21 protein-coding genes and 1 riboswitch are annotated in these 19,423 nt (G+C 56.6%); of the genes, 16 read left to right on the top strand and 5 right to left on the bottom strand.

Annotated features, from left to right (window positions below):
- The first annotated feature begins 18 nt into the window (after nt 1-18).
- Nucleotides 19-1,899: a recombinase family protein gene (locus AC3EMP_RS24695; RefSeq protein ID WP_352712302.1), complete on the top strand. Its 1,881-nt coding sequence runs from the start codon at nt 19-21 to the stop codon at nt 1,897-1,899.
- 9 nt (nt 1,900-1,908) lie between these two features.
- Here the strand turns inward: AC3EMP_RS24695 and AC3EMP_RS24690 are convergent, their stop codons facing one another.
- Entirely contained in the window at nt 1,909-2,178 is a 270-nt protein-coding gene (locus AC3EMP_RS24690; protein WP_352712301.1) for a hypothetical protein, read from the bottom strand.
- 511 nt (nt 2,179-2,689) lie between these two features.
- Between AC3EMP_RS24690 and AC3EMP_RS24685 the strand changes: the two genes are divergently transcribed.
- Complete coding sequence (locus AC3EMP_RS24685) at nt 2,690-3,331, top strand: recombinase family protein (RefSeq protein WP_352712299.1); 642 nt, start codon at nt 2,690-2,692, stop codon at nt 3,329-3,331.
- A 1,073-nt stretch (nt 3,332-4,404) separates the two neighbouring features.
- Here the strand turns inward: AC3EMP_RS24685 and AC3EMP_RS24680 are convergent.
- Nucleotides 4,405-4,620, bottom strand: coding sequence for a hypothetical protein (locus AC3EMP_RS24680; RefSeq protein ID WP_352712297.1), 216 nt, complete (start codon nt 4,618-4,620; stop codon nt 4,405-4,407).
- A 197-nt stretch (nt 4,621-4,817) separates the two neighbouring features.
- Between AC3EMP_RS24680 and AC3EMP_RS24675 the strand changes: the two genes are divergently transcribed.
- From AC3EMP_RS24675 to AC3EMP_RS24650, 6 genes are all read left to right on the top strand, one after another.
- Nucleotides 4,818-5,999: a hypothetical protein gene (locus tag AC3EMP_RS24675; protein WP_352712296.1), complete on the top strand. Its 1,182-nt coding sequence runs from the start codon at nt 4,818-4,820 to the stop codon at nt 5,997-5,999.
- The gene (locus AC3EMP_RS24670; RefSeq protein ID WP_352712294.1) at nt 6,000-6,623 is read left to right on the top strand and encodes a DUF4376 domain-containing protein; all 624 of its coding nucleotides are present in this window, start codon (nt 6,000-6,002) and stop codon (nt 6,621-6,623) included.
- Nucleotides 6,624-6,648: 25 nt separating this feature from the next.
- Complete coding sequence (locus AC3EMP_RS24665; protein ID WP_352712292.1) at nt 6,649-9,261, top strand: beta strand repeat-containing protein; 2,613 nt, start codon at nt 6,649-6,651, stop codon at nt 9,259-9,261.
- Nucleotides 9,261-10,043: a hypothetical protein gene (locus AC3EMP_RS24660; RefSeq protein ID WP_352712290.1), complete on the top strand. Its 783-nt coding sequence runs from the start codon at nt 9,261-9,263 to the stop codon at nt 10,041-10,043. Before AC3EMP_RS24665 ends, AC3EMP_RS24660 begins: the two co-directional genes overlap by 1 nt.
- A 75-nt stretch (nt 10,044-10,118) precedes the next feature.
- Nucleotides 10,119-10,493, top strand: a complete 375-nt coding sequence (locus tag AC3EMP_RS24655) for a hypothetical protein (RefSeq protein WP_352712288.1) — start codon at nt 10,119-10,121, stop codon at nt 10,491-10,493.
- Nucleotides 10,494-10,754: 261 nt separating this feature from the next.
- The gene (locus AC3EMP_RS24650) at nt 10,755-11,225 is read left to right on the top strand and encodes an MFS transporter (protein WP_352712286.1); all 471 of its coding nucleotides are present in this window, start codon (nt 10,755-10,757) and stop codon (nt 11,223-11,225) included.
- A 7-nt stretch (nt 11,226-11,232) separates the two neighbouring features.
- On the opposite strand, the gene AC3EMP_RS24645 is transcribed toward AC3EMP_RS24650, so the two are convergent.
- The gene (locus tag AC3EMP_RS24645; protein WP_352712284.1) at nt 11,233-12,408 is read right to left on the bottom strand and encodes an aromatic ring-hydroxylating oxygenase subunit alpha; all 1,176 of its coding nucleotides are present in this window, start codon (nt 12,406-12,408) and stop codon (nt 11,233-11,235) included.
- Between the two features lie 136 nt (nt 12,409-12,544).
- Here AC3EMP_RS24645 and AC3EMP_RS24640 point away from each other — a divergent pair, with 136 nt between their 5' ends.
- The 6 genes from AC3EMP_RS24640 (at nt 12,545) to AC3EMP_RS24615 (ending at nt 15,995) form a co-directional block, all read left to right on the top strand.
- The gene (locus AC3EMP_RS24640) at nt 12,545-13,237 is read left to right on the top strand and encodes a gamma-glutamylcyclotransferase (protein WP_352712282.1); all 693 of its coding nucleotides are present in this window, start codon (nt 12,545-12,547) and stop codon (nt 13,235-13,237) included.
- Nucleotides 13,238-13,304: 67 nt separating this feature from the next.
- A riboswitch (cobalamin riboswitch) is annotated at nt 13,305-13,500 on the top strand.
- A 36-nt stretch (nt 13,501-13,536) separates the two neighbouring features.
- A complete protein-coding gene (locus tag AC3EMP_RS24635) occupies nt 13,537-13,716 on the top strand; it encodes a CbtB domain-containing protein (RefSeq protein ID WP_023670784.1) in 180 nt (59 codons plus the stop codon).
- 15 nt (nt 13,717-13,731) lie between these two features.
- Nucleotides 13,732-14,535 carry a CbtA family protein gene (locus AC3EMP_RS24630; protein ID WP_352712281.1) on the top strand — a complete coding sequence of 268 codons (804 nt, stop codon included), beginning with the start codon at nt 13,732-13,734 and terminating at the stop codon, nt 14,533-14,535.
- The gene (gene cobU, locus AC3EMP_RS24625; protein WP_352712279.1) at nt 14,528-15,040 is read left to right on the top strand and encodes a bifunctional adenosylcobinamide kinase/adenosylcobinamide-phosphate guanylyltransferase; all 513 of its coding nucleotides are present in this window, start codon (nt 14,528-14,530) and stop codon (nt 15,038-15,040) included. Before AC3EMP_RS24630 ends, cobU begins: the two co-directional genes overlap by 8 nt.
- A 1-nt stretch (nt 15,041) precedes the next feature.
- Nucleotides 15,042-15,656 (top strand): cob(I)yrinic acid a,c-diamide adenosyltransferase, encoded by a 615-nt coding sequence (cobO, locus tag AC3EMP_RS24620; protein WP_352712278.1) that lies wholly within the window; start codon nt 15,042-15,044, stop codon nt 15,654-15,656.
- A 24-nt stretch (nt 15,657-15,680) separates the two neighbouring features.
- Nucleotides 15,681-15,995, top strand: a complete 315-nt coding sequence (locus tag AC3EMP_RS24615; protein ID WP_352712276.1) for a hypothetical protein — start codon at nt 15,681-15,683, stop codon at nt 15,993-15,995.
- A gap of 14 nt (nt 15,996-16,009) precedes the next feature.
- On the opposite strand, the gene cbiB is transcribed toward AC3EMP_RS24615, so the two are convergent.
- Nucleotides 16,010-16,999 (bottom strand): adenosylcobinamide-phosphate synthase CbiB, encoded by a 990-nt coding sequence (cbiB, locus tag AC3EMP_RS24610; protein WP_352712275.1) that lies wholly within the window; start codon nt 16,997-16,999, stop codon nt 16,010-16,012.
- Here cbiB and cobD point away from each other — a divergent pair.
- A complete protein-coding gene (cobD, locus tag AC3EMP_RS24605; protein ID WP_352712354.1) occupies nt 16,998-18,053 on the top strand; it encodes a threonine-phosphate decarboxylase CobD in 1,056 nt (351 codons plus the stop codon). The genes cbiB and cobD overlap by 2 nt on opposite strands.
- Nucleotides 18,050-18,559 carry a tyrosine phosphatase family protein gene (locus AC3EMP_RS24600; RefSeq protein ID WP_352712273.1) on the top strand — a complete coding sequence of 170 codons (510 nt, stop codon included), beginning with the start codon at nt 18,050-18,052 and terminating at the stop codon, nt 18,557-18,559. The genes cobD and AC3EMP_RS24600 overlap by 4 nt, the downstream gene beginning before the upstream one ends.
- 9 nt (nt 18,560-18,568) lie before the next feature.
- Here the strand turns inward: AC3EMP_RS24600 and AC3EMP_RS24595 are convergent, their stop codons facing one another.
- Nucleotides 18,569-19,372, bottom strand: coding sequence for a creatininase family protein (locus AC3EMP_RS24595; protein ID WP_352712271.1), 804 nt, complete (start codon nt 19,370-19,372; stop codon nt 18,569-18,571).
- Nucleotides 19,373-19,423 lie beyond the last annotated feature (51 nt).

The following is a 19,423-nucleotide window of genomic DNA, read 5'->3' as shown; positions in this document are numbered from 1 at the left end:
GTTTCATCGGCTCACTACATGGGCGAAGGAAAGGCCAAAGCCATGAATTCAATGATGAAAATTTCCAATCAGCCAACGGTTCATTTGTATGTTCGGTGGTCTACCGACATTCAAAAGGATGGCGACTCCAATCGCCGGCAATTGGAACTTGGAACAAACTGGTGCGCTTCCCGAAACATCGTGTTGCCACCAGAAAACATCATGAAGGATGAAGGCGTTTCGGCTTTCCGGGGCAAGAACATTCAGGATGGAAAGTTGGGTGAATATCTTGCATCCGTGAAGGCTGGCAAAATCGTGTTCGGTTCATCGCTTCTTGTCGAAAACCTTGATCGGCTATCCAGACAGGATGCCTTCAAAACCATGGCAACCATCATCTATGAGCTTCTACAGGCCGGTATCATCCTTGTGACACTGGACACCGGCAAGGAATACAAATGGCCATTGGACTTTGCCGACATGGTGACGCTTTCCGCTATGGCTGGACGTGGCAACGGTGAGTCCGAACGTAAGAAAATGATGCTAACCAAGGCATGGAAGAACAAGCGGGATGAAGCCCGTAATGGTGGCAAAAAACTTTCATCGATTTGCCCGGCTTGGTTGAAGCTTTCCGATGATCGCATGAGCTTCGATCTAATCCCGTCACGTGTTGCCATAGTGCAGCGAATCTTTCGTATGTCGATGGACGGGCTAGGCATCCATAAAATTACCCAAACCCTGAACAGAGAAAAAATTGAACCATTCAATGGTGGTGGCAGGGCTGGTAAAAATCCAAGAGGCACATGGGCTAACAGTTCGGTGAATTCCATCCTGTCCAACCGGGCAGTGTTCGGTGAATTCCAAATGAAGATTAGAACCCATGAACCCAATAAGCGGGGCAAGGCCAACGATGGTGAGCCTGTGCAGGGATATTATCCAACCATCATCAGCGAAGCCGATTTCAACGCCTCCACAGCCGTTAGAACGGGCAGGATGAACCATTCCAGTGGCAGGAAGGGTAAGACCCTATCAAACCTGTTTACGGGGATTGCAGCGTGTTCAGAGTGTGGCGGCAAGATGCACCAGCGCCTGCTTGGAACCTATAAGAGCAAGAACCCGGAAGTGACCAAGCGATATAAGGAAACCAAAATCCTTTATTGCTCTGAAACCGTGAATGGAAACTGTGCGTCCAAGTCATGGGATTACCGGGAATTTGAAGATTCATTTCTGACCTTCATGCGTACCGAAGTGGATGTTGACACCATCATCAAAGGTGGAACGGGGACTCGTATCGATATCATCAATGGCGAGTTGCAACAGTTGGATGGTGAACGGCAAGCCATCCAGTCCAAGGTGAACAGGCTGTTGGATTTGGATGACGATGATGATGAACAAGCTCCAATGGGTAATGGAAAGGCTTCGCCTGTTTCCATATCCATCAAGGCCAAGCTGGCAACCCATGACGCACGATTGGAACAAATTATTTCCCGTGTCTCTGATTTGAACCAAGAGCGGGTAACGATCATTGAAAGCCGTGCCAGTGCCAATGAAATCGTAAAATTTACTGGCTTCCCGGTGAACCTGTCAGAGTCAGAACTGTATGACGTAAGGGCTAAGACAGCCCAACAAATCCGTTCAGTGGTGGAGTCCATCCATCTGTATCGGCCTAACCTCGCCAAGCGGGCTAGGATTGAAGGATTGGTGTTGTATCCGCCGCAACCTAAGAATGATCCTGATGCACGTTTTGATAGACGGTATGTGGTCAGGTTCCATGGCGGTGCCACCAGAACCATATTCCCAGATGGAAATAATTCCGAACATGCATTTATTGTGCTGAACTTTGGCTTCGATCCATCACGGGCTGATACGCTTCCCACCGCCACTAGGACGGCGGAAGAATTCGCTATGGCAAGGGCAGAATGATAAATCCCATCAAGAAATGATTTTAATTGATTGAGCCGGTGGTTTGGCCACGAACACGTTTTGCCATTGCCCCTGTGTCTTGGTGAAGATGGCTATGGTTGTGCTTCCGCTCCAACACTCCACCATTTCCACATCGGCATCGATCCCAGTGAACATCTGGATTACCGAGTCCATGTCGGGCAGATAGCCATGGGCAACACCAAGTGTGCCTTCTTTCGTGTGAACATCGGTGATGTTCCTGCTGAAATTGTATCCAGCCGTGACAGCTTTGGCTTGCAATTCGCTTCGTTTCGTCATGGTGGATAGATAGGGCTACTAAGTGGAGCCGATAAGGGCAAATAAACGAGGTTTGGAAGTGCCTCAAAACACCACCAAAACACCACCAGAATGCAGGCGACACTGCCCACTTGGCACTGTCTAAATCCTATTATCACCCCACATCCTGACAATGCCCAATGAAATCAACGTGTTAGCAATAATGGCCGCTTGAATACAGGCTGTTAGCACCATGTTCACACCACATCACAGTGTAATTTCGATGCCTTCAAGATAGTACATAATGTACTGTAAAGCAGATTTCCTAAATAGTTTTGTTACACTTGAATGACGAATGTTATAAGAAGCCACAAGCGTAATGGTTGCTTTCCTATGGGCAATCTAACTTAGTGATGGCTGGCTTTTTCCTTTGTTTCGCCAGCCATCACGCTTCCAATCCCCTTGACTCCCGTGTCACATTGGCCGATAGCGTCACCGTGCACCTGCAACGTGACACACCGGGAGTAATACCACTTTGAAAATCTTTGCATACGTTCGTGTCTCGACCGATCACCAAGCCAACAATGGCGAGTCACTGGAAACCCAGACACGCCAGCTTGAAGGCTATGCCATGATGAAGGGCTGGACCATCACAGACACGTTCATTGAAGCTGGCGTGTCCGGTTCGGTTCCATTGGCCGAACGTCCAGAAGGTGCCCGTATGGTCGCCGCAGTGGCCAAAGGCGATGTGATCCTAGTCACCAAGCTAGATCGTATGTTTCGTGATGCCCGTGATGGTCTGAACACGTTGGCTGACTTGAAGGAAATGGGTGTTGGCCTTCACATGCTCGATATGAACGGGGATGTGACCGGCAATGGTATATCCAAGATGCTGTTCACCATCCTGTCAGCCGTGGCAGAGCAAGAGCGGGACAGGACACGGGAGCGCATCAGGGATGTGAAGCAGCGGTTGGCCAAGGATGGCGTGTACGGTGGCGGTGTGAAGCCATATGGCTACGATGTGGTTGATGGCAAGCTGGTGCCTAACCCGGCTGAACAAGCGATGCTTGCCACGATGAAGGCGATGAAGGCTGATGGTGCCAGCTTGAACCACATCGGCAAGGCGGTAGGTCTGCACCGGTTCACAGTCAGCCGGATACTGGCACGGAATGCCTGATGGTGGTGGCAGATTAGAAGGAATGCTTTCGAATCGGAACTTTTGGAAACAGCCCGTTCCAATGCGCAGTTAAATGCGATGAATCAGAACTTCGGACCATTCGGAAGTTCGTCATATGACTATGATCCAACTGACCCTAGAAACGTTGGCCATAAAGCTGGTGACTATGTTCCTACCGGGCAAAGTCTCAATTTCTCACCGGAAGTTCTAAGTTTCGTTCAGAAGCAGTTGGGTCTGTCCAACACGATGGCGGATAAAACCACCGCACAGTTGAACAGACTTCCAACTGATGCGTTTGATCCGTCTTCAATCGGTGACACATCATCGATTGCGAAAACTGCCTATGCTCGACAGCTAGGGCTTATGCAGCCGCTATTTAGGTGGTCCGCTTGGTATTGCCGGAACCGTTGTCACGGCAGGAGCCAAAGTTGGGCAAGCGCTTGCCAGACATGGAGCGGAAACAAGTCAGAAAAGAACGTTGAACAGTCTCTTGGATACCGTGCTGAATGATGGCAAGGCGCTACCGAAAAAGGTTGCACCATATTCCCCACCGTTCAAAAAGAGGTTGTTGGACGCCATCACGTTCGGAAGCACGGATAGCCGAACCGGCAACTAACGGTTCGGCATGAACGGATAGATCAGTATCCCGATCCCGACAAAGATCAAGAAAGTTGTGGGAGCGATCATCAGCCAGCAAACCATGACGCCAATCAATAGGACTGTGCAACTTAAGATGAACAGCCCTAGTGCCGGGCTTCCTTTTAACGCTTCCCAGAATGTCATTTGCTTGATTCTCCAAAAATTTATTTATTCTGTTTCGGTTTTCAGTGACGCCTTGGCCGTACAGGCTTGTGGTGACTGCTTCTCGGCTTTGATAGAATTATACTGAAAAGTTCGCCAACGTCCATCAGCCCAAATTTCTCTGTCAATTCGGATGGTGAAAAGACGGAAAGAGACAGTTCCCGCATTTCCTCTATGTCTCTTTCCGCTCCCATGATTGATTGAACAAACAGTTTCTGGATTGTCTGTTGGTTCGTCATTGTCGTTCGCTCCCATTCGCTGATTTGCAGATATTACGTTGTTGGTTCCTTATCTGCGATTCCAAACTGTCGTTTGGTCCATCCGTATATTTCTATCAGCGAAAAATCATGACCCATGACATAGGCTTCTATGTCTTCCAAATCGTCACAATGATTTTCGATTTGGGTGTGCAGATGATCGCTTTCAGCCTGTACCACGCTAAGGAGTGTGCGCTTGAAGTCTTCAAAATTTACGGTTTCGGTGGCCATTTAGAAATTCCTTTCTGTTCAATATGACCGGCATCTAGGAACACGAAACCAAACAGTCAAATCACTTTTTTGGGGCATCTCTGTAATACTCTACATATTCAAAATGTAAGATAATTCAGCACTGTCAGAAGCCACTTCGTGCGAACTGTGAAACCCTAAATAGGTAGAGAAATCTACACTTTTAGGAGTAATTGCCTTTGCCACTGCAAGGAACAAGCCCAAACAAAAATTTTATCCGAACTGATGGCGTAAGAACTGGAACAACTGTCTGGCAGCAAGCGAAAGCGGCCTCAATCGGTAACACCGCAGCCGCAGCGGATACGCATGATCAAGACATAGCAAACGTTCTTTCAACAGCTTGGCAAACCGATGGTTCAAATCAGCCATCAGCCGATTTGCCAATGAACAGCAAAAAGTTCACTGGCCATGCGGCGGCAACCGCAAGAACACATTTGCCGCTGGCATCACAGGTTCAGGATTCAGCATTCAATTTCGGTGGCTTGGCCACGGGAACAGCCAATTCAATCATCACTTCCCTTACACCGGCAATCACCGCTTACGCTGATGGTATGGTTGTGGGCTTCCGTGCATCGGCCAACACAACTGGTGTTGGTGCTACGGTTCTGAACGTGAACAGCATAGGTGCCAAACCCATTTTAAGAGTGGACGGGCAGAAGATGGCGGCATCTGATATGGCCGCTGGCCGTGTCTATTACGTCACCTACAATTCCACTTCGAACGTTTGGAATTCAACGGTTGTTCCGAATGCGCTTAATTCATACGTCTTCACCGGGAAGACAATCACAGGCGGCACATTTTCCGGACCAACAATCAACAATGCAACAATCGCCAACGCAACAATTTCATCGTTGGCTGCACCATTGGGTGTTGCATACGGTGGCCTTGGGCTAAGTTCATACACCGCTGGTGATATCGTCTATGCATCCGGTGCAACCACTCTTGCAAAGCTGGCAAAGGGAACGGCTGCACAGGCATTGCTGATGAACGCCGGGGCAACGGCTCCATCATGGGCAACGGTGCCTTTCACGAAATCATTTGAAAGCGCACAACAGACTTATACGCTATCTGGTGCGCTGACTTTGGCACATGGACTTGGTGTGCAGCCGAAGTTGTACATGGTCGTTTTGGTCTGCACAACTGCGCAATCTGGCTATTCGATCAATGATGAAGTTCTGATCAATCCCGGTACTAACCAATCTGGTTCCGGTGATCACGGTCTATCTGTTTTTCCAGATGCCACGAACATTAATATCCGTTTTGGCCAAGAAACTATCTGTATCTTCCACAAGACTACCGGGGCAATTCAAACTGCCATTACACCAGCTAGCTGGAAACTCGTCGCAAGGGCGTGGGCGTAATTGTTAGCTCTTATCGATACTGAAACAGAAGCTCTTATCAAAACGATCATTGAATATGATGGCATGTCAACGGAAGACATGCTTTCCAGCTATGGCGATGATTGGCAGGGTTCGGATTGCGTTTTGGTGGCGGTTGAACCCTTGGCTGATGACAGCATTCCAGACGGCAAGGTTTTTGTAAGCCAGTCAGTGGAAATCGAAAAAATCGAGTCCGTGTGGACGGCCAAGATTGTTCGGGTTCTTGCCGATACGCCACGGCCATCAACGTCCGATGTGAATGCCGAGCGTGACAGACGCATTGCCGCTGGTTTCACTTTCAATGGCAAAGCCTACGCCATGGATGACCAATCGAAAGCTCGCATCAGTGGAGCGGCAACGCTAGCTGGCTTTGCGGCTATCACCGGGGCAGGGGCAGGCAATTACCGTTGGGCAGATGCGAACGTTGATTTCGTCTGGATTGCCAATGACAACACGCTGACCCTGATGGATGCACCAACCTGTTTTGCCTTCGGTAAGGCAGCGGCTGCATGGGAATCCCAAAATATTTTTGCAGCCCGTGCGATCAAGGAATCTGACCCAGTTCCATACGGTTTTACAAACAATGCATATTGGCCGAACTCATAATTTCTAAGGATCACTTGCGGACTTAATGGCACAAAAAATCTTTACGCCGGTTGGTGCATCCAACACGGTAAACCTTACTACATCAGTTCAGCGTTTTCAGCTTCCGCCGCTTCCAAGTCAGAATCCGGCTATTCGAATTGTATCGACCGAAGCCACGCAAATTTATTACAATTTCGTTCTTGGAACCACAGCGGTAACAGCCAATTCTACCAACTCCATGCTGGCAAGGGCAGGCCGGGTTGATGAACCTTTGGTTATTGGTGTGGACCGAAGCGCTTCGCACATTTCCATTTTTGCTACCGGTTCATCAGGCAGCATGATCATCACGGCTGGTCAGGTCATTGATGGTGACATTTTGACCGGTGGAAACGTGGTCAATTTCAACTGGAAAGGCGCTTGGTCATCCCTAACGGCTTACAAAAATTTGCCAACACAGGATTTTGTGAGCATCAACGGTGCCACATACATTTGCGTTGCCAACAACACGAACAGTTCACCGCCTTCGGCCAACTGGAATTTGGTGGCATCGAAAGGTGACACGGGTTCAACCGGTGCCACAGGCTCTACCGGTTCAACGGGTGCCACAGGCGCTACAGGTGCCACTGGTGCAGCCGGTGCAGCAGCAACCATCGTTGTGGCCAACACCATCACCAGTGCGGCTGGTGGAGTGGCGAACGTTGTCAACATCGGAACTTCATCGGCGGCTAATTTCCGTTTCACAATTCCAAGAGGCTCTACAGGTCCAACCGGTTCAACTGGACCGTCAATCACGCTTACCGTGGCCAATACGATCACGGGAACAGCCGGAACGCTTGCGAACGTCACGAACATTGGCACGTCAACAGCGCCAAACCTTCGCTTCACCATTCCAAGAGGCAACACAGGCGCTACCGGTTCCACTGGTCCTACAGGTTCAACGGGACCAACGGGACCATCAATCACGCTCACTGTAGCCAATACCGTTACCGGTGCGGCGGGTTCCGTTGCGAACGTTGTCAACATCGGCACAGGTACAGCGCCAAACCTTCGTTTCACAATTCCAAGAGGTAATACAGGCGCTACAGGTAACACCGGTCCTACAGGTCCAACCGGTCCCGCTGGTGGCGTTACCGTGTTCACCGGCCTTACCGACACACCGGGCAATTACACGTCTGCCAACAACAAGATTGTCAAAGTCAACTCGGCTGGTACAGCGCTCGTTTACGGCATCGTTCTTGGTGCGTTGGCATCACGCAACACGCTTGGAAATGCGCAGTGGGCTGGTGGAAATCTTTCCATCCTGAACGGTGGTACAGGTGCCAATACCGCATCGGGTGCCAGAACCACGCTTGGCTTGGCAATCGGAACCGATGTGCAAGCGGCTGATGCCACGCTAACGGCTCTTGCCGGGCTAAACGCTACTGCCGGTCTGGTGGTCGAAACAGCCGCAGATACCTTCACCAAGAGAACGCTAACAGGCACTGCCAACGAAATTACCGTGACCAACGGCGATGGCGTATCTGGTGCGCCAACATTCAGTTTGCCAACGGCCATGACAATGACCGGCAAGACAATGACCGGTGGTACTTACACAGGGGTTGTTGCCTTTGACATGTCGGCTGCATCCGGAACCGCCAGATATACACAGTTCAAAACGGGTTCTTCCACTCGTTGGGACACAGGTAAAGATGGTACGGCTGAATCTGGCTCCAATGCCGGTTCGGATTACTATATCAGACGCTATGACGACTCCGGAGTGTTCATCGATTGGGCTTTGAAGATCAGCAGAAGCACTGGTCTGCTTTCACTCGATAGAACAGAGGTTTACAGCAACCTATATGTTTACGACAGTTCAGGCAGTGCAACATCTGTCAGATTCCAAAAGGCTTCGGGAACCAACCGTTGGATAATCGGCAAGAATGCAACTGCCGAATCCGGTTCCAACGTTGGTTCTGATTTTGAAATCTACCGGTACAACGATGCAGGAACTTACATTGACTCACCCGTCACCATCAATCGTGCCACAGGGGCAACCACGTTTAACGGTGCGGTAGGTTTCGGGTCTCGATCTGTAACCGGATCAAACATCGCTTTCACTGGTGGAACAATGTCCGGTGTCACTCTGTCTGGTGGCAATGCCGACATTCAGGGAAAGGTGCATCAATGGATTGCGGCAACGGATTTCGTTCCTCAAATCACCAACGGTGCGCAATTGAGCGTGACCGAACTGGCGACCAATAAACAGCCGCTAACAACGCTCGATTTTGACACGACCACACAGGAATTGGCCGTGGTCTATTGGTCACCCCCAAAGCGCTGGAATCTGGGAACCATCACGTTCCAACCAATCTGGACCGCTGCATCTGGTACGGCAACCAACACGGTTGTTTACCAGCTTGAAGCCGTGGCGCAATCGGACGGTGACACATTGGATGTTGCCTATGGAACGGCTCAATCATCATCAGATGCCTATGTGGCCGCTAACCAGAACCATACAGGTCCGGAAAGCTCTGCAATCACCATTGCGGGAACGCCAGCGGCTGGTGACGGTGTGTGGCTTCGTATCAAGCGTGATGTGGCAACCGACACATTGGCCGCAGATGCCAAGTTGATTGGTATCCGTCTGTTCTACACGACCAATGCGGGCAATGACGCCTAATGGGAATTCATCAGCCAAGAACCGACTTTTTCGACACGGTTAAAAAGCTTGGTCTAACGACCAATCTGAAATTGTGTCTCGATGCCGGGCATGAAGCGTCTTTGCCAGCCGCATCAACGAAATGGTTGGATTTGTCTGGTGGAGGATATGATTTTTTCCGTGGTGCCACGGCAAGTTCATCAACCGATGATCCGACGATTAACGGCACGGCTGGCGCTCGTTCCCAAGCAGAATACCTTTCATTCGATGGTGGTGATTATTGCAAGTATGACACTACCAATGAAACGTGGATGTTGAACTGCCATAAGGTGGGTGCAAAATTCACGTTTTTGGGCTGGTTCTTGTTTAGTGGATTTTCTGCAACGCAACGTATGTGTGGGGATAGCATTTCGTCGAATGGCGTAAACACCGGAACCCGCTGGAATATGACGACCACGGCCCAACAATTATTTATTTCCAGCGGTGGCGGGCAAGTCCTATCGTTTAACGCTAATCATGGTTCGCCCACCGGATGGCAATGCTTGGCCGTGTCCATAGATGCAGCGGGCAATGCCGGGATTATGATGCAGAATGGCGTATTCACAACGGGTGCTGCTACTTACGTATCCCCATCTGCTGGCGCTGCAACCGAAACTTTTTGCGTGGGTTCTGCCGGAAATGGCGATGGTCCGCTACTAGCTGGTGGTCGTTGTGCAGGATTTCTTGCTTGGGAAGGTGTGGCACTCACACAGGGCCAACTGACAGCCATCTTCGATGCCACACGTGGAAAGTTCGGAGTCTGATCAAACTCCTATTCCCTTGTTCAATGAATCGATCTATTGAATTCCATCGGCTCACAAACAGGGAGACACAAACCGATGGCAATTGCATTCGCAGACCAAGCCGCAAAGATTGACGAACAGATTAGGAAGCTTGAAGCCGAAAAGCAGAAAATTCAGGCACAGGCACATGACGAACTGAAGCAGACTGCACAGGAAGCTATCGAAAAGCTGAACGGTCTTGGCTACAACTATCGGATCGTTGAAAACACGGGCAGGGTTAAGTTGGTCACGCCAAAGGGTAAGGGTCTTGGTGAAAAGGGAACCCGGACTCCATCGTCTGGACCATGCCCAATCTGTCAGTTCGAAACCACACCACACCATGACGCACGGAAACATCGTAGCCAGCCGGAAGGCCAGAAGAAGCCATTCACGGCTTCCGAGTTGTCGGCAATGGGTTTGACCAAGGTCTGACCACGTGAAGGCCAAGCGGGAGACTCTAGAAATGGTGGATGGAAGAAAATATTTCTCCACCGACAATTGGCAGACCATATGGCAGGAAATGCCGAACGGGAGTCCCCGCAAGATAACCGACAAACAGGAAGCTGACACCATTCGCTTCCTTGTCGTCTATCAGGGATAACCATCCACATCACAAAGTGCAGAGAAGCCCGGTTTTCCGGGCTTTTTTGTTGCCCATCTTGTTCCACCAATCTTTCTGGAATTGACCAAACCATGTTCATGGTGATTACCGGCGAGGGCAAGCTTGCCGGCGGCCTGCTGGTTTCGGCCGGCAATGCGCTGTTGTTCATGGCGATCTTCTGGGGCAAAGCGGGAAAACGCTTCGGCGGCCGGCGCACCATGACCTTCGCCTATTTCGCGATGTCGGCGACGCTGCTTGCGGCGGGCGCGGTCGGCACTACCGCGCCGCTGCTTACGGGCTTTTTCCTGCTCTGCGGCGCCTTCTTCACCATCGCGCTCGATGCACTGGGCTCGACCGCCTTCATGCGCTCGGTGCGGTCCTATGAGCGGGCGCAGATGGCCGCGGTCTACCGCACCTATCTCGACTTTTCCGAGCTGACGCCGCCGCTGGTTTATTCGGTGGTGCTGGCGTTTTTCGGCCTCGGCTCGGTGTTCGTGACGCTGGGCATTCTGGCCGCGGTTTGCGGCTTTATCACCTGGCGCTATCTGCCGAAGTCGCTTTAGTCGCCGATCAGGCGGTTGCCTCAAGTGCAGCATGCCGCTCGCGCACCCAGTTGTGGAAGCGGTGCAGATCATACTCCTCCGGCATCAGCACGCCGGCCCGGTGCCGCATCGAGCGCAGGCCTTTCTGGTTGATCTCGCAGATCGCGGCATCCTCCTCCAGCACCTGGGTGCCGAAGGCGACGACATTGTCGACGTCGGTCTCAGCGAGCGCCTCGGGCGCGAACAGCCACTCGGCGGTGAGTTCGGCCTGTTCGGGACCGAGCGGCATCAGTCGCACCGTCCTGACATAATCGACATGGCCGACGATGAACATCGAGGGCAGGTTGGTGGCATAGGTCTGTCCGGCCGCGCGCTCGGCCGCCGTCAGACCCGGGAAGACCGGGCCATGGGCATGTCCGTCGCGCGACCAGGTCTCGGCGCCGGCGCGCAGGCCACCCGAAAACTCCGGCGCGTCATTGTCGGCATGGCGGACCCAGTCGGGGTCGTCGTGCCGGCTCATCAGGCCGCGGCCGTATATCGGCACCAGCCGAGACAGGTCCTTGTGGACGCCCGGGCAATGCAGGCACTCGTTGAAGTTCTCCCAGAAGATCTTCCAGTTGCAGTTCATCACCTTGCGCAGGACATGGCCTGATACCAGCGTTTCCAGCGGCCAGTTGGCGAGGTCGCCGGATGCGGGATCGAAGGAGGTCCCGGCGGAGCCGGCCGCAGCCTGCTGAAGGTTCACAAAGACAAAGCCGCGCCACACCGACAGCGCCACCCGGTAGAGCGGATGATCGGCCTTGTCGAAACCATCTGGCAGCGATTTCGAGGGAACGCGCACGAGATCGCCGCGCAGCGAGTAGGACCAGGCGTGGTAGGGGCACGTGATGAGCCGCGCTTTCAGCCGGCCCTCGCTTTTCTGGCAAAGCTGCGAGCCGCGATGCCGGCAAGTGTTGTGGAAGGCGCGCAGTTCGCCGGTCTCGTCCCGCAGAATGACGATTTCCTGCGTGCCGACGCGGAATGTCCTGAACGCCAGCGGCTGGGCGAGGTCGGCCTCGCGGCAGACGAGCAGCCAGCTTTTGTGCCAGATGGCGTCGAGATCGCGCTGGTAAGCCTCGCTATCCCAATAGGCCGACGACGGTAGCGTCGGTTCGGCCCGGCTCAGGCCGTTATAGGGGTCGCGCTCGCTCGGGCTGGGATGCATGGCTGGCTTCCTATGAAGCGTCAGCCGACACCCCGGCAAATCGTTTGTCAATCAGAGTGCCGCATTGCCGGTTGCAGGCGCGGCGCATAATCATGTCGTGGACATGGGACATTCGGAAATTGGGGGGATTCGGAAATTGGCCGCACGACAGATGTCGCTTACGCCGGAGCTGGTCGCGCGCTGCTGGCGCGAGATCAGGGACCCCGGGCCGGATCCGGACGCGATGCATCTCGATGACGCCGACTATGACGCGCTGCTGGATGAATTCCAGGTCGAACTCCCGGATAGCGAACCGCTATGGCTGTTCGGCTATGGATCGCTGATCTGGAAACCGGAAATAGATTATGTCGAGGACCGCGTTGCGCTGGCGCGCGGCTGGCATCGGTCCTTTTGCATGAACATGACGCGCTGGCGCGGCACCAAGGACAGCCCCGGCCTGATGATGGCGCTGGACCGTGGCGGACAATGCAAGGGCGTCGCCTTTCGGCTGACCGGCAATAACCGGCGCGAGCAGTTGGGCCGGCTTTTCCGGCGCGAAGTCACGCTGAAGCCGACAAGCTACCGGCCGCGCATGCTCAAGCTTGCAAGCGAGGCCGGACCGCTCAGGGCATTGGCCTTCGTCATCAACCGCAACGGCCTGACCTATTCCGGACCGCTCGACGAGGGCAAGGTCGTCGAAAGGCTGGCAACGTCCTGCGGGCACTGGGGGTCGGGCGCCGACTATCTCTACAACACGGTGAAAAACCTTGAAGAGCGCGGCATTCACGATCGCCATCTGTGGCGGCTGCAGCGGCTGGTTGCCGAGCGGATCACCGCGTTGAACCCGTAACGCCGCATGGCGCATTCGCGCTGTTGGCCGGCGGAATTTGGTTTGCCGGATGCGACCGTTTCAGCCTATAGTCATGCATGTCGTCGGTTCCGTTAGGGACCAAGAGGGAATGCGGTGAGGGCTGACTTGTTGCCCAATGCCGTGGCTGCCCCCGCAACTGTGTGCGGTAGTCCTCTCCAAGCCACTGGGGATTTTTTCTTCGGGAAGGTGGGGAAGGGCGCTGATCCGCGAGCCAGGAGACCTGCCGGCGACAGGGAACTGACTTCGATGCCCTCGGGTGGAGGGCGAAAGGACAAGATATGAATACCGCTTCCGTCTCCCTCGGCGCTTCCGTCTCCTCGCAGTCGCGCTTCATGCAGCTCGTGCTTAGCGCGTTTCTGGGCATTTTCGTCGTCGGCGTTGTCGGTTTCTCGCACATCGATGCGGTCCACAATGCGGCGCACGACTATCGCCATTCGATGGCGTTTCCCTGCCACTGACCAGGATCTGACATCATGAACCTGTTTCGCAACGTCGTGTTCATCGCGGCGATCGCAGGGCTCGTGGCCGGTGTCGCTCTCGCCTGCATGCAGGCCTACGCCACCGTGCCGCTGATCCTCAAGGCGGAGGTCTACGAAAAGGCTGGTGGCGGCCATGAGCATGAGCATGCCGCGGCGCCCGCCGCCAACGCTGCGGACACCAATGCCATGAGCACCGCCGCGCCGGCGGAAAATGCCGTGAGCAGCGCAGCCCCGGCTGAAGCAGCCGCGCCGGCGGGGGACGAAGGCTGGGCGCCGGCCGACGGCTTCGAGCGCTTCGCCTTCAGTGTCGTCGCCAACATTGTCACCGGCATCGGGTTCGCGCTGGTCCTGGTGGCGGTTTCCGAGTTCGCCGGCGGCATCGGCAGCTGGCGCCAGGGCGTGTTCTGGGGTCTGGCCGGCTTTGCCGTGTTCACGCTGGCGCCGGGCCTCGGCCTGCCGCCGGAACTGCCGGCAATGCCGGCGGCCGATCTCATGCAGCGCCAGATCTGGTGGTGGGCAACGGTGATGGCAACCGCGATCGGTCTTGCCCTTATCACCTTCCGCACGTCGGCGCCCCTGACCGTGCTCGCCGTCGTCCTGATCGTCGCCCCGCATATTGTCGGCGCGCCGCAGCCTGACAGTTTCGTAACGCCGATCCCGGAGGGCCTGCATCATCAGTTCGTGGTGGCGGTGACGCTGACCAATCTGGTGTTCTGGCTGGTGCTCGGCGCAGTTGTCGGCATAGTGCGCGCGCGCTTCACCGGCACCGCAACCATCCTGCGCGACAGCTTTGCCTGATCGCAGTTTGACCTTCATCATCGGCGGTGCGCGCTCCGGCAAGAGCGCGCATGCCGAAACTTTGGCGACGGCGTTGCCGCCGCCATGGGCCTATATCGCCACCGCGCAAGCCTATGACGGCGAAATGCGCGAGCGCATCGCGCAGCACCGCTCGCGCCGCGGCGAGGGATGGGCGACCATCGATGCCCCGCTTGATCTTGCAGGCGCGCTCGAAGCTTTGCCGGACAACCAGCCGGTGCTTGTCGACTGCCTGACGCTGTGGCTGACCAATCATATGCTGGCCGATCATGATCTGGAGGGGGAGTGCCGGCGGCTGGCCGATGTGCTTTCGCGGCCGCGCGGACCGTGGTTCGTGGTCTCCAACGAAGTCGGACAAGGCATTGTGCCAGACAATGCGCTGGCACGCCGGTTCCGCGATGCCGCCGGCCGTCTCAACCAGCAGGTCGCGGCGGTTGCCGATACGGTGCTACTGATGGTGGCGGGGCTGCCGCTCAAGGTGAAATGAGATGACCGATATCGACGCAAAAGACGAAGAACGCCACCGCGCCAAGATGGCCAAACGCAAGGCGGTGCAGGACGCCGAGGTCGCGGAAAAGACGGTCGAGAAGGGGCTGCTGATCGTCAACACCGGACCCGGCAAGGGCAAGACCACGGCCGCCTTCGGGCTGGCGCTGCGCATGCTCGGCTATGGCAAGCGCGTCGGAATCGTCCAGTTCATCAAGGGCAAATGGCACACCGGCGAAAAGGACGCCTTCGCGGCGTTCGGCGACCGTGTCGTCTGGCACACGATGGGCGAGGGTTTCACCTGGGAGACGCAGGATCTGAAGCGCGACATTGCGGCGGCCGAAGCCGCCTGGGCCAAGGCGCTGGAGCTGATCGCCGACCCCTCTGTCAGCCTTGTCGTCCTCGATGAGCTCAACATTGCGCTGCGCTACGACTATCTCGATCTCGACAAGGTGGTCGCGGCGCTGAAGGCGCGGCGCGAAGGCCTGCATGTCGTCGTCACCGGCCGCAATGCCAAGCCGGCGCTGGTCGAGGCGGCCGACCTCGTCACCGAGATGGGCGTGACCAAACACCATTTTTCCGCAGGCGTTAAGGCGCAGCAGGGAATCGAGTTTTGAGGGTCTAACTTCGGGAGATGACCGTTGGAACAAGCGGTAATTGTCTATCTTCTTCTGAGCGGCGGTCAGTTCGGGGCGCCGGAAGAGCGGCAATCGGTCCAAGTTCTGGAGGATCGGTTGGAACAAGCTGTTTCGAATGCGCATGTCGGCGAATTTGATGGCGACGAGTTTGGCGAGGGCAAATGCACCCTCTATCTGTACAGGCCAGACGCCGAGAAGCTTTTCCTTGTGATTGAGCCTGTGCTGAAATCCTCGGCAGTGGCCGCCGGCGGTTACGCGATCAAAAGATTTGGCGCGGCGGTGGATTCAAACGCCAAGGAAGTCCGTGTCTCTTGGTGAGTCAGGCGGCGCATCTACTGCGAGATCAAAACATCCAGGTAGATGACGACCGCGGAGAGCAATCCAAACAGCGCGATCAGCAGATAGTCTGCTATCTGGTAAAGTTTCAGCGCCCGCCGGATGTCGGTGCTGTCGGCCTCGCGGCGGCCGCCTTCGCCCATATAGGCGTCCTCGACGATGACGCCGCCATAGCTGCGCGGGCCGGCGAGCGCCAAGCCGAGCGCGCCAGCCATCGCCGCCTCCGGCCAGCCGGCATTGGGTGAACGGTGCTTTCTGGCGTCGCGACGCATGGCCTGCCACGCATTGCGGGGGTCGGCATCCTTGACGACGAAGGCCGCCAGCACGATCAGCAGGCCGGTCAGCCGCGAGGCCGGCAGGTTGATCCAGTCGTCGAAAAGTGCGGCTGCCCGGCCGAAGGCTTCATGACGCGGGGTGCGGTGACCGATCATCGAATCGGCGGTGTTGGCGGCCTTGTAGGCGACGCCGCCGGCCAGCCCGCAAACGCCGGTCCAGAAGGCGGGCGCGACGATACCGTCGGAAAAATTCTCGGCCAGGCTTTCGATCGCGGCGCGGCTGACGCCGGCGTGGTCGAGCTTTTCGGGATCGCGGCCGACAATACGGGCGACCGTAATGCGGCCGAGCGCCAGCCCGCCGGTGTCCAGCGCGTCGGCCACCGCTTCGACATGTTCGGTGAGGCTCTTTTGCGACAGTAGCGACGAGGCCAGAATTGCCGTGATGATCATCCCGGCAGGAAAGAGCTGCCAGAGCACGATTTGCACGGCGAAGGCGATCAGCGCAGGCACCAGCACGATCACCAGCAGCGCCTGCATGCCGCGGCGACGACGCTGCGCGTCGGAATCAGTGTCGCGGTTGAGCCGGAGGTCGAGAAAGGCTATCAGCCTGCCGAACCAGGTGACGGGATGGCCAACGGCACGGAACAGCCAGTCCGGGTAGCCCAGGATGCGTTCGATGGCCAGTGACAGGAAAGCGATCAGGACCGACATGAAGCTTTCTGATGGAGCGATTGCTGCGGCGGATCACGGTGGATCCCTTGGCCGGGCGAGCGCGCTCTTCCCCCACGCGCCACAGCCTTTCGTCGATCTCTCGACAGGTATCAATCCGCACTCCTACCCGCTTTTCGATCTGCCCGCCACCGCTCTGTCGCGATTGCCGGAAGCGGCGCGTCTGCGTGAGCTGGCCAGGGTCGCGGCCGGCGCCTATGGCGCGCCTTCGGACGAGAATGTGGCGGTCGCCCCGGGCACGCAGATCCTGCTGCCGCGCGTCGCCTCGCTGGTCAGCCCCGGCAAGGCGCTGGTGCTCGGGCCGACCTATGCCGAGCATGCCAGGGCCGCCGCGATTGCCGGCCATGCGGTGGCGGAGGTCGACGATTTCGAGGCGCTTGCCGGAGCCGAAATTGCCATCGTCGTCAATCCCAACAATCCCGACGGGCGAGTCGTGTCGCGGGAAAGGCTGCTTCGGCTTGCCGAGACATTGCGCGCCATAGGCGGTCTGCTGGTCGTCGACGAAGCCTTCATGGATGTCGGCCCGCACGCGGAAAGCCTGGCCGGCGATGTCGGGCGGGGCGGCATCGTCGTGCTGCGCTCGTTTGGCAAGTTCTTCGGTCTCGCCGGCCTGCGGCTCGGCTTCGCACTTTCCGATGCAGCGACGGTCGAAAGGCTTGAAACGCAATTCGGCCCTTGGGCGGTCGCCGGCCCAGCGCTCGAATACGGCATCCGCGCGCTTGCCGACAGCGGCTGGCAGGCCGACATGCGGCGGCGGCTGGCGCAGGATGCGGCGCGGCTCGATGCGCTGCTTTCGCGCTTTGGCGTTGCTGTCGCCGGCGGCACGACGCTGTTTCGCTATCTCCGGCTTGCCGATGCACCGGGGCTGTTTTCGACGCTCGGTGAGCGCGGCATATTGCTCAGGCATTTTTCCGAGCGTCCCCAGGTGCTCCGCGCGGGGCTGCCTGGAAGTCAGGAGGAATGGCAGCGGCTTGAATCGGCGCTTGCCGACTGGGGCGCACGGCGCGACGATGGGTCGAAGGAGATCGCGCCATGATCCATATCTGTTCGCTGGCAAAGCTTGAGGAGACGGTGGCCAAAAGCGGCGCCGAGCGCGTGCTGTCGCTGCTCGCTGCCGGCACCGAGGTGACGCGGCCGGCCTCAATCGCGAGGGAAAACCACCTGCATCTGGTCATGCACGACATCGCGGTGGCGCAGGACGGCATGACCATGCCAGGCGAAGACCATGTGCGCAATCTGCTCGATTTCGCCCGGAAATGGGACCGCGTCAAACCCATGGTCGTCCATTGCTATGCCGGCATCAGCCGCTCGACCGCCTCGGCCTATATCATTGCGGCGGCGCTCGCCCCGAAGCGCGACGAAGTCGAACTTGCGCAGACATTGCGGAAGCTTTCGCCCTCCGCGACACCCAATCCACGGTTGATCGCCGTCGCGGATGCTCTGCTCTCACGACAAGGCCGCATGATCGAAGCGATCGAGGCGATCGGACGCGGCGCCGATGCTTTTGAGGGTACGCCTTTCGTGTTGAAGATCGGCGGCTAAGGCGGCCCGCTATGCCAGCCAGTCGGCAAGCTTCGCCTTGCGCACATCCTTCAACAGGGTGATGAAGCCGTCGGCCTGATGCTCCGCCGTCAGTCGGCCTTTCTCGGCCGTGGCAATGCTGGCATCGCCGACCACGCCGTTGGGGTTGAGATCCCCAGCGATCCAGGCGAAAGCGTGCGTTCCGGTGTGGCGCAGCAGCGCAAATTCGGTTTCGGCGCGGGCGACCTTGGAGGCGAAATTGTCGGCCTTGGCCATGTCGACTAACTCCGGGCGAAAATGCAGCATCAACGAGGTCTCGACGTCGCCGCCATGGATGCCATGGCGGTCTTCCAGCTCGGTGTACATGCCGGCGGGGCGGCCGAAGCGCTGCCAGCTGGTCTTCACCGCCAGCATCCTCTCACGCACGCGCAGCTCGCGCGTGACGATGCCCATGATCTCTTCATTGCCGCCATGCGAGTTGACGACGATCAGTTTCCTTACGCCTGCGCGGGCAACGGACAGGCCAAGCTCGGTCCAGGCATCGACCAGGGTGGCCGCCGGCAGGGTGAGCGTGCCCGGCGCCTGCAGATGCTCGTTCGACTTGCCGACCGTTTGGACCGGCAGGATGCGGATGTCGAGATCGCCGGGCAGGCGGGCGATGACCGTCTCCAGCATGCCGTTCATGATCGAGGTATCGGTTGATACAGGCAGATGCGGGCCGTGCTGCTCGATCGCCGCCACCGGCAGCACGGCAACCGTCGCCTCCGGATCGATCGCGGCGTATTCGGTGGTCCGGTAGTCGCCCCACCAAACGCGTCTGTTTGCAACGGTCATGTCATGCCTCTTGACTGTGAGGGAGACCTAGCGCGCCAAACGTCGCCTGTC

The sequence above is a fragment of the Mesorhizobium sp. P160219 genome (genome assembly GCF_057786095.1).
Note: the sequence above shows the minus strand (reverse complement) of the source record. Positions and strands in the feature narration are given on the sequence as shown.

Excerpts from the sequence above, each read along its gene's own strand:
- AC3EMP_RS24680 (WP_352712297.1), bottom strand. The coding sequence starts at position 4,620 with ATGGCCACCGAAACCGTAAATTTTGAAGACTTCAAGCGCACACTCCTT.
- AC3EMP_RS24695 (WP_352712302.1), top strand. The coding sequence starts at position 19 with ATGGGCGAAGGAAAGGCCAAAGCCATGAATTCAATGATGAAAATTTCC.
- cobO (WP_352712278.1), top strand. The coding sequence starts at position 15,042 with ATGACCGATATCGACGCAAAAGACGAAGAACGCCACCGCGCCAAGATG.
- AC3EMP_RS24645 (WP_352712284.1), bottom strand. The coding sequence starts at position 12,408 with ATGCATCCCAGCCCGAGCGAGCGCGACCCCTATAACGGCCTGAGCCGG.
- AC3EMP_RS24595 (WP_352712271.1), bottom strand. The coding sequence starts at position 19,372 with ATGACCGTTGCAAACAGACGCGTTTGGTGGGGCGACTACCGGACCACC.
- AC3EMP_RS24600 (WP_352712273.1), top strand. The coding sequence starts at position 18,050 with ATGATCCATATCTGTTCGCTGGCAAAGCTTGAGGAGACGGTGGCCAAA.
- AC3EMP_RS24635 (WP_023670784.1), top strand. The coding sequence starts at position 13,537 with ATGAATACCGCTTCCGTCTCCCTCGGCGCTTCCGTCTCCTCGCAGTCG.
- cbiB (WP_352712275.1), bottom strand. The coding sequence starts at position 16,999 with ATGTCGGTCCTGATCGCTTTCCTGTCACTGGCCATCGAACGCATCCTG.
- AC3EMP_RS24660 (WP_352712290.1), top strand. The coding sequence starts at position 9,261 with ATGGGAATTCATCAGCCAAGAACCGACTTTTTCGACACGGTTAAAAAG.
- cobD (WP_352712354.1), top strand. The coding sequence starts at position 16,998 with ATGAAGCTTTCTGATGGAGCGATTGCTGCGGCGGATCACGGTGGATCC.
- AC3EMP_RS24650 (WP_352712286.1), top strand. The coding sequence starts at position 10,755 with ATGTTCATGGTGATTACCGGCGAGGGCAAGCTTGCCGGCGGCCTGCTG.
- AC3EMP_RS24655 (WP_352712288.1), top strand. The coding sequence starts at position 10,119 with ATGGCAATTGCATTCGCAGACCAAGCCGCAAAGATTGACGAACAGATT.
- AC3EMP_RS24665 (WP_352712292.1), top strand. The coding sequence starts at position 6,649 with ATGGCACAAAAAATCTTTACGCCGGTTGGTGCATCCAACACGGTAAAC.
- AC3EMP_RS24630 (WP_352712281.1), top strand. The coding sequence starts at position 13,732 with ATGAACCTGTTTCGCAACGTCGTGTTCATCGCGGCGATCGCAGGGCTC.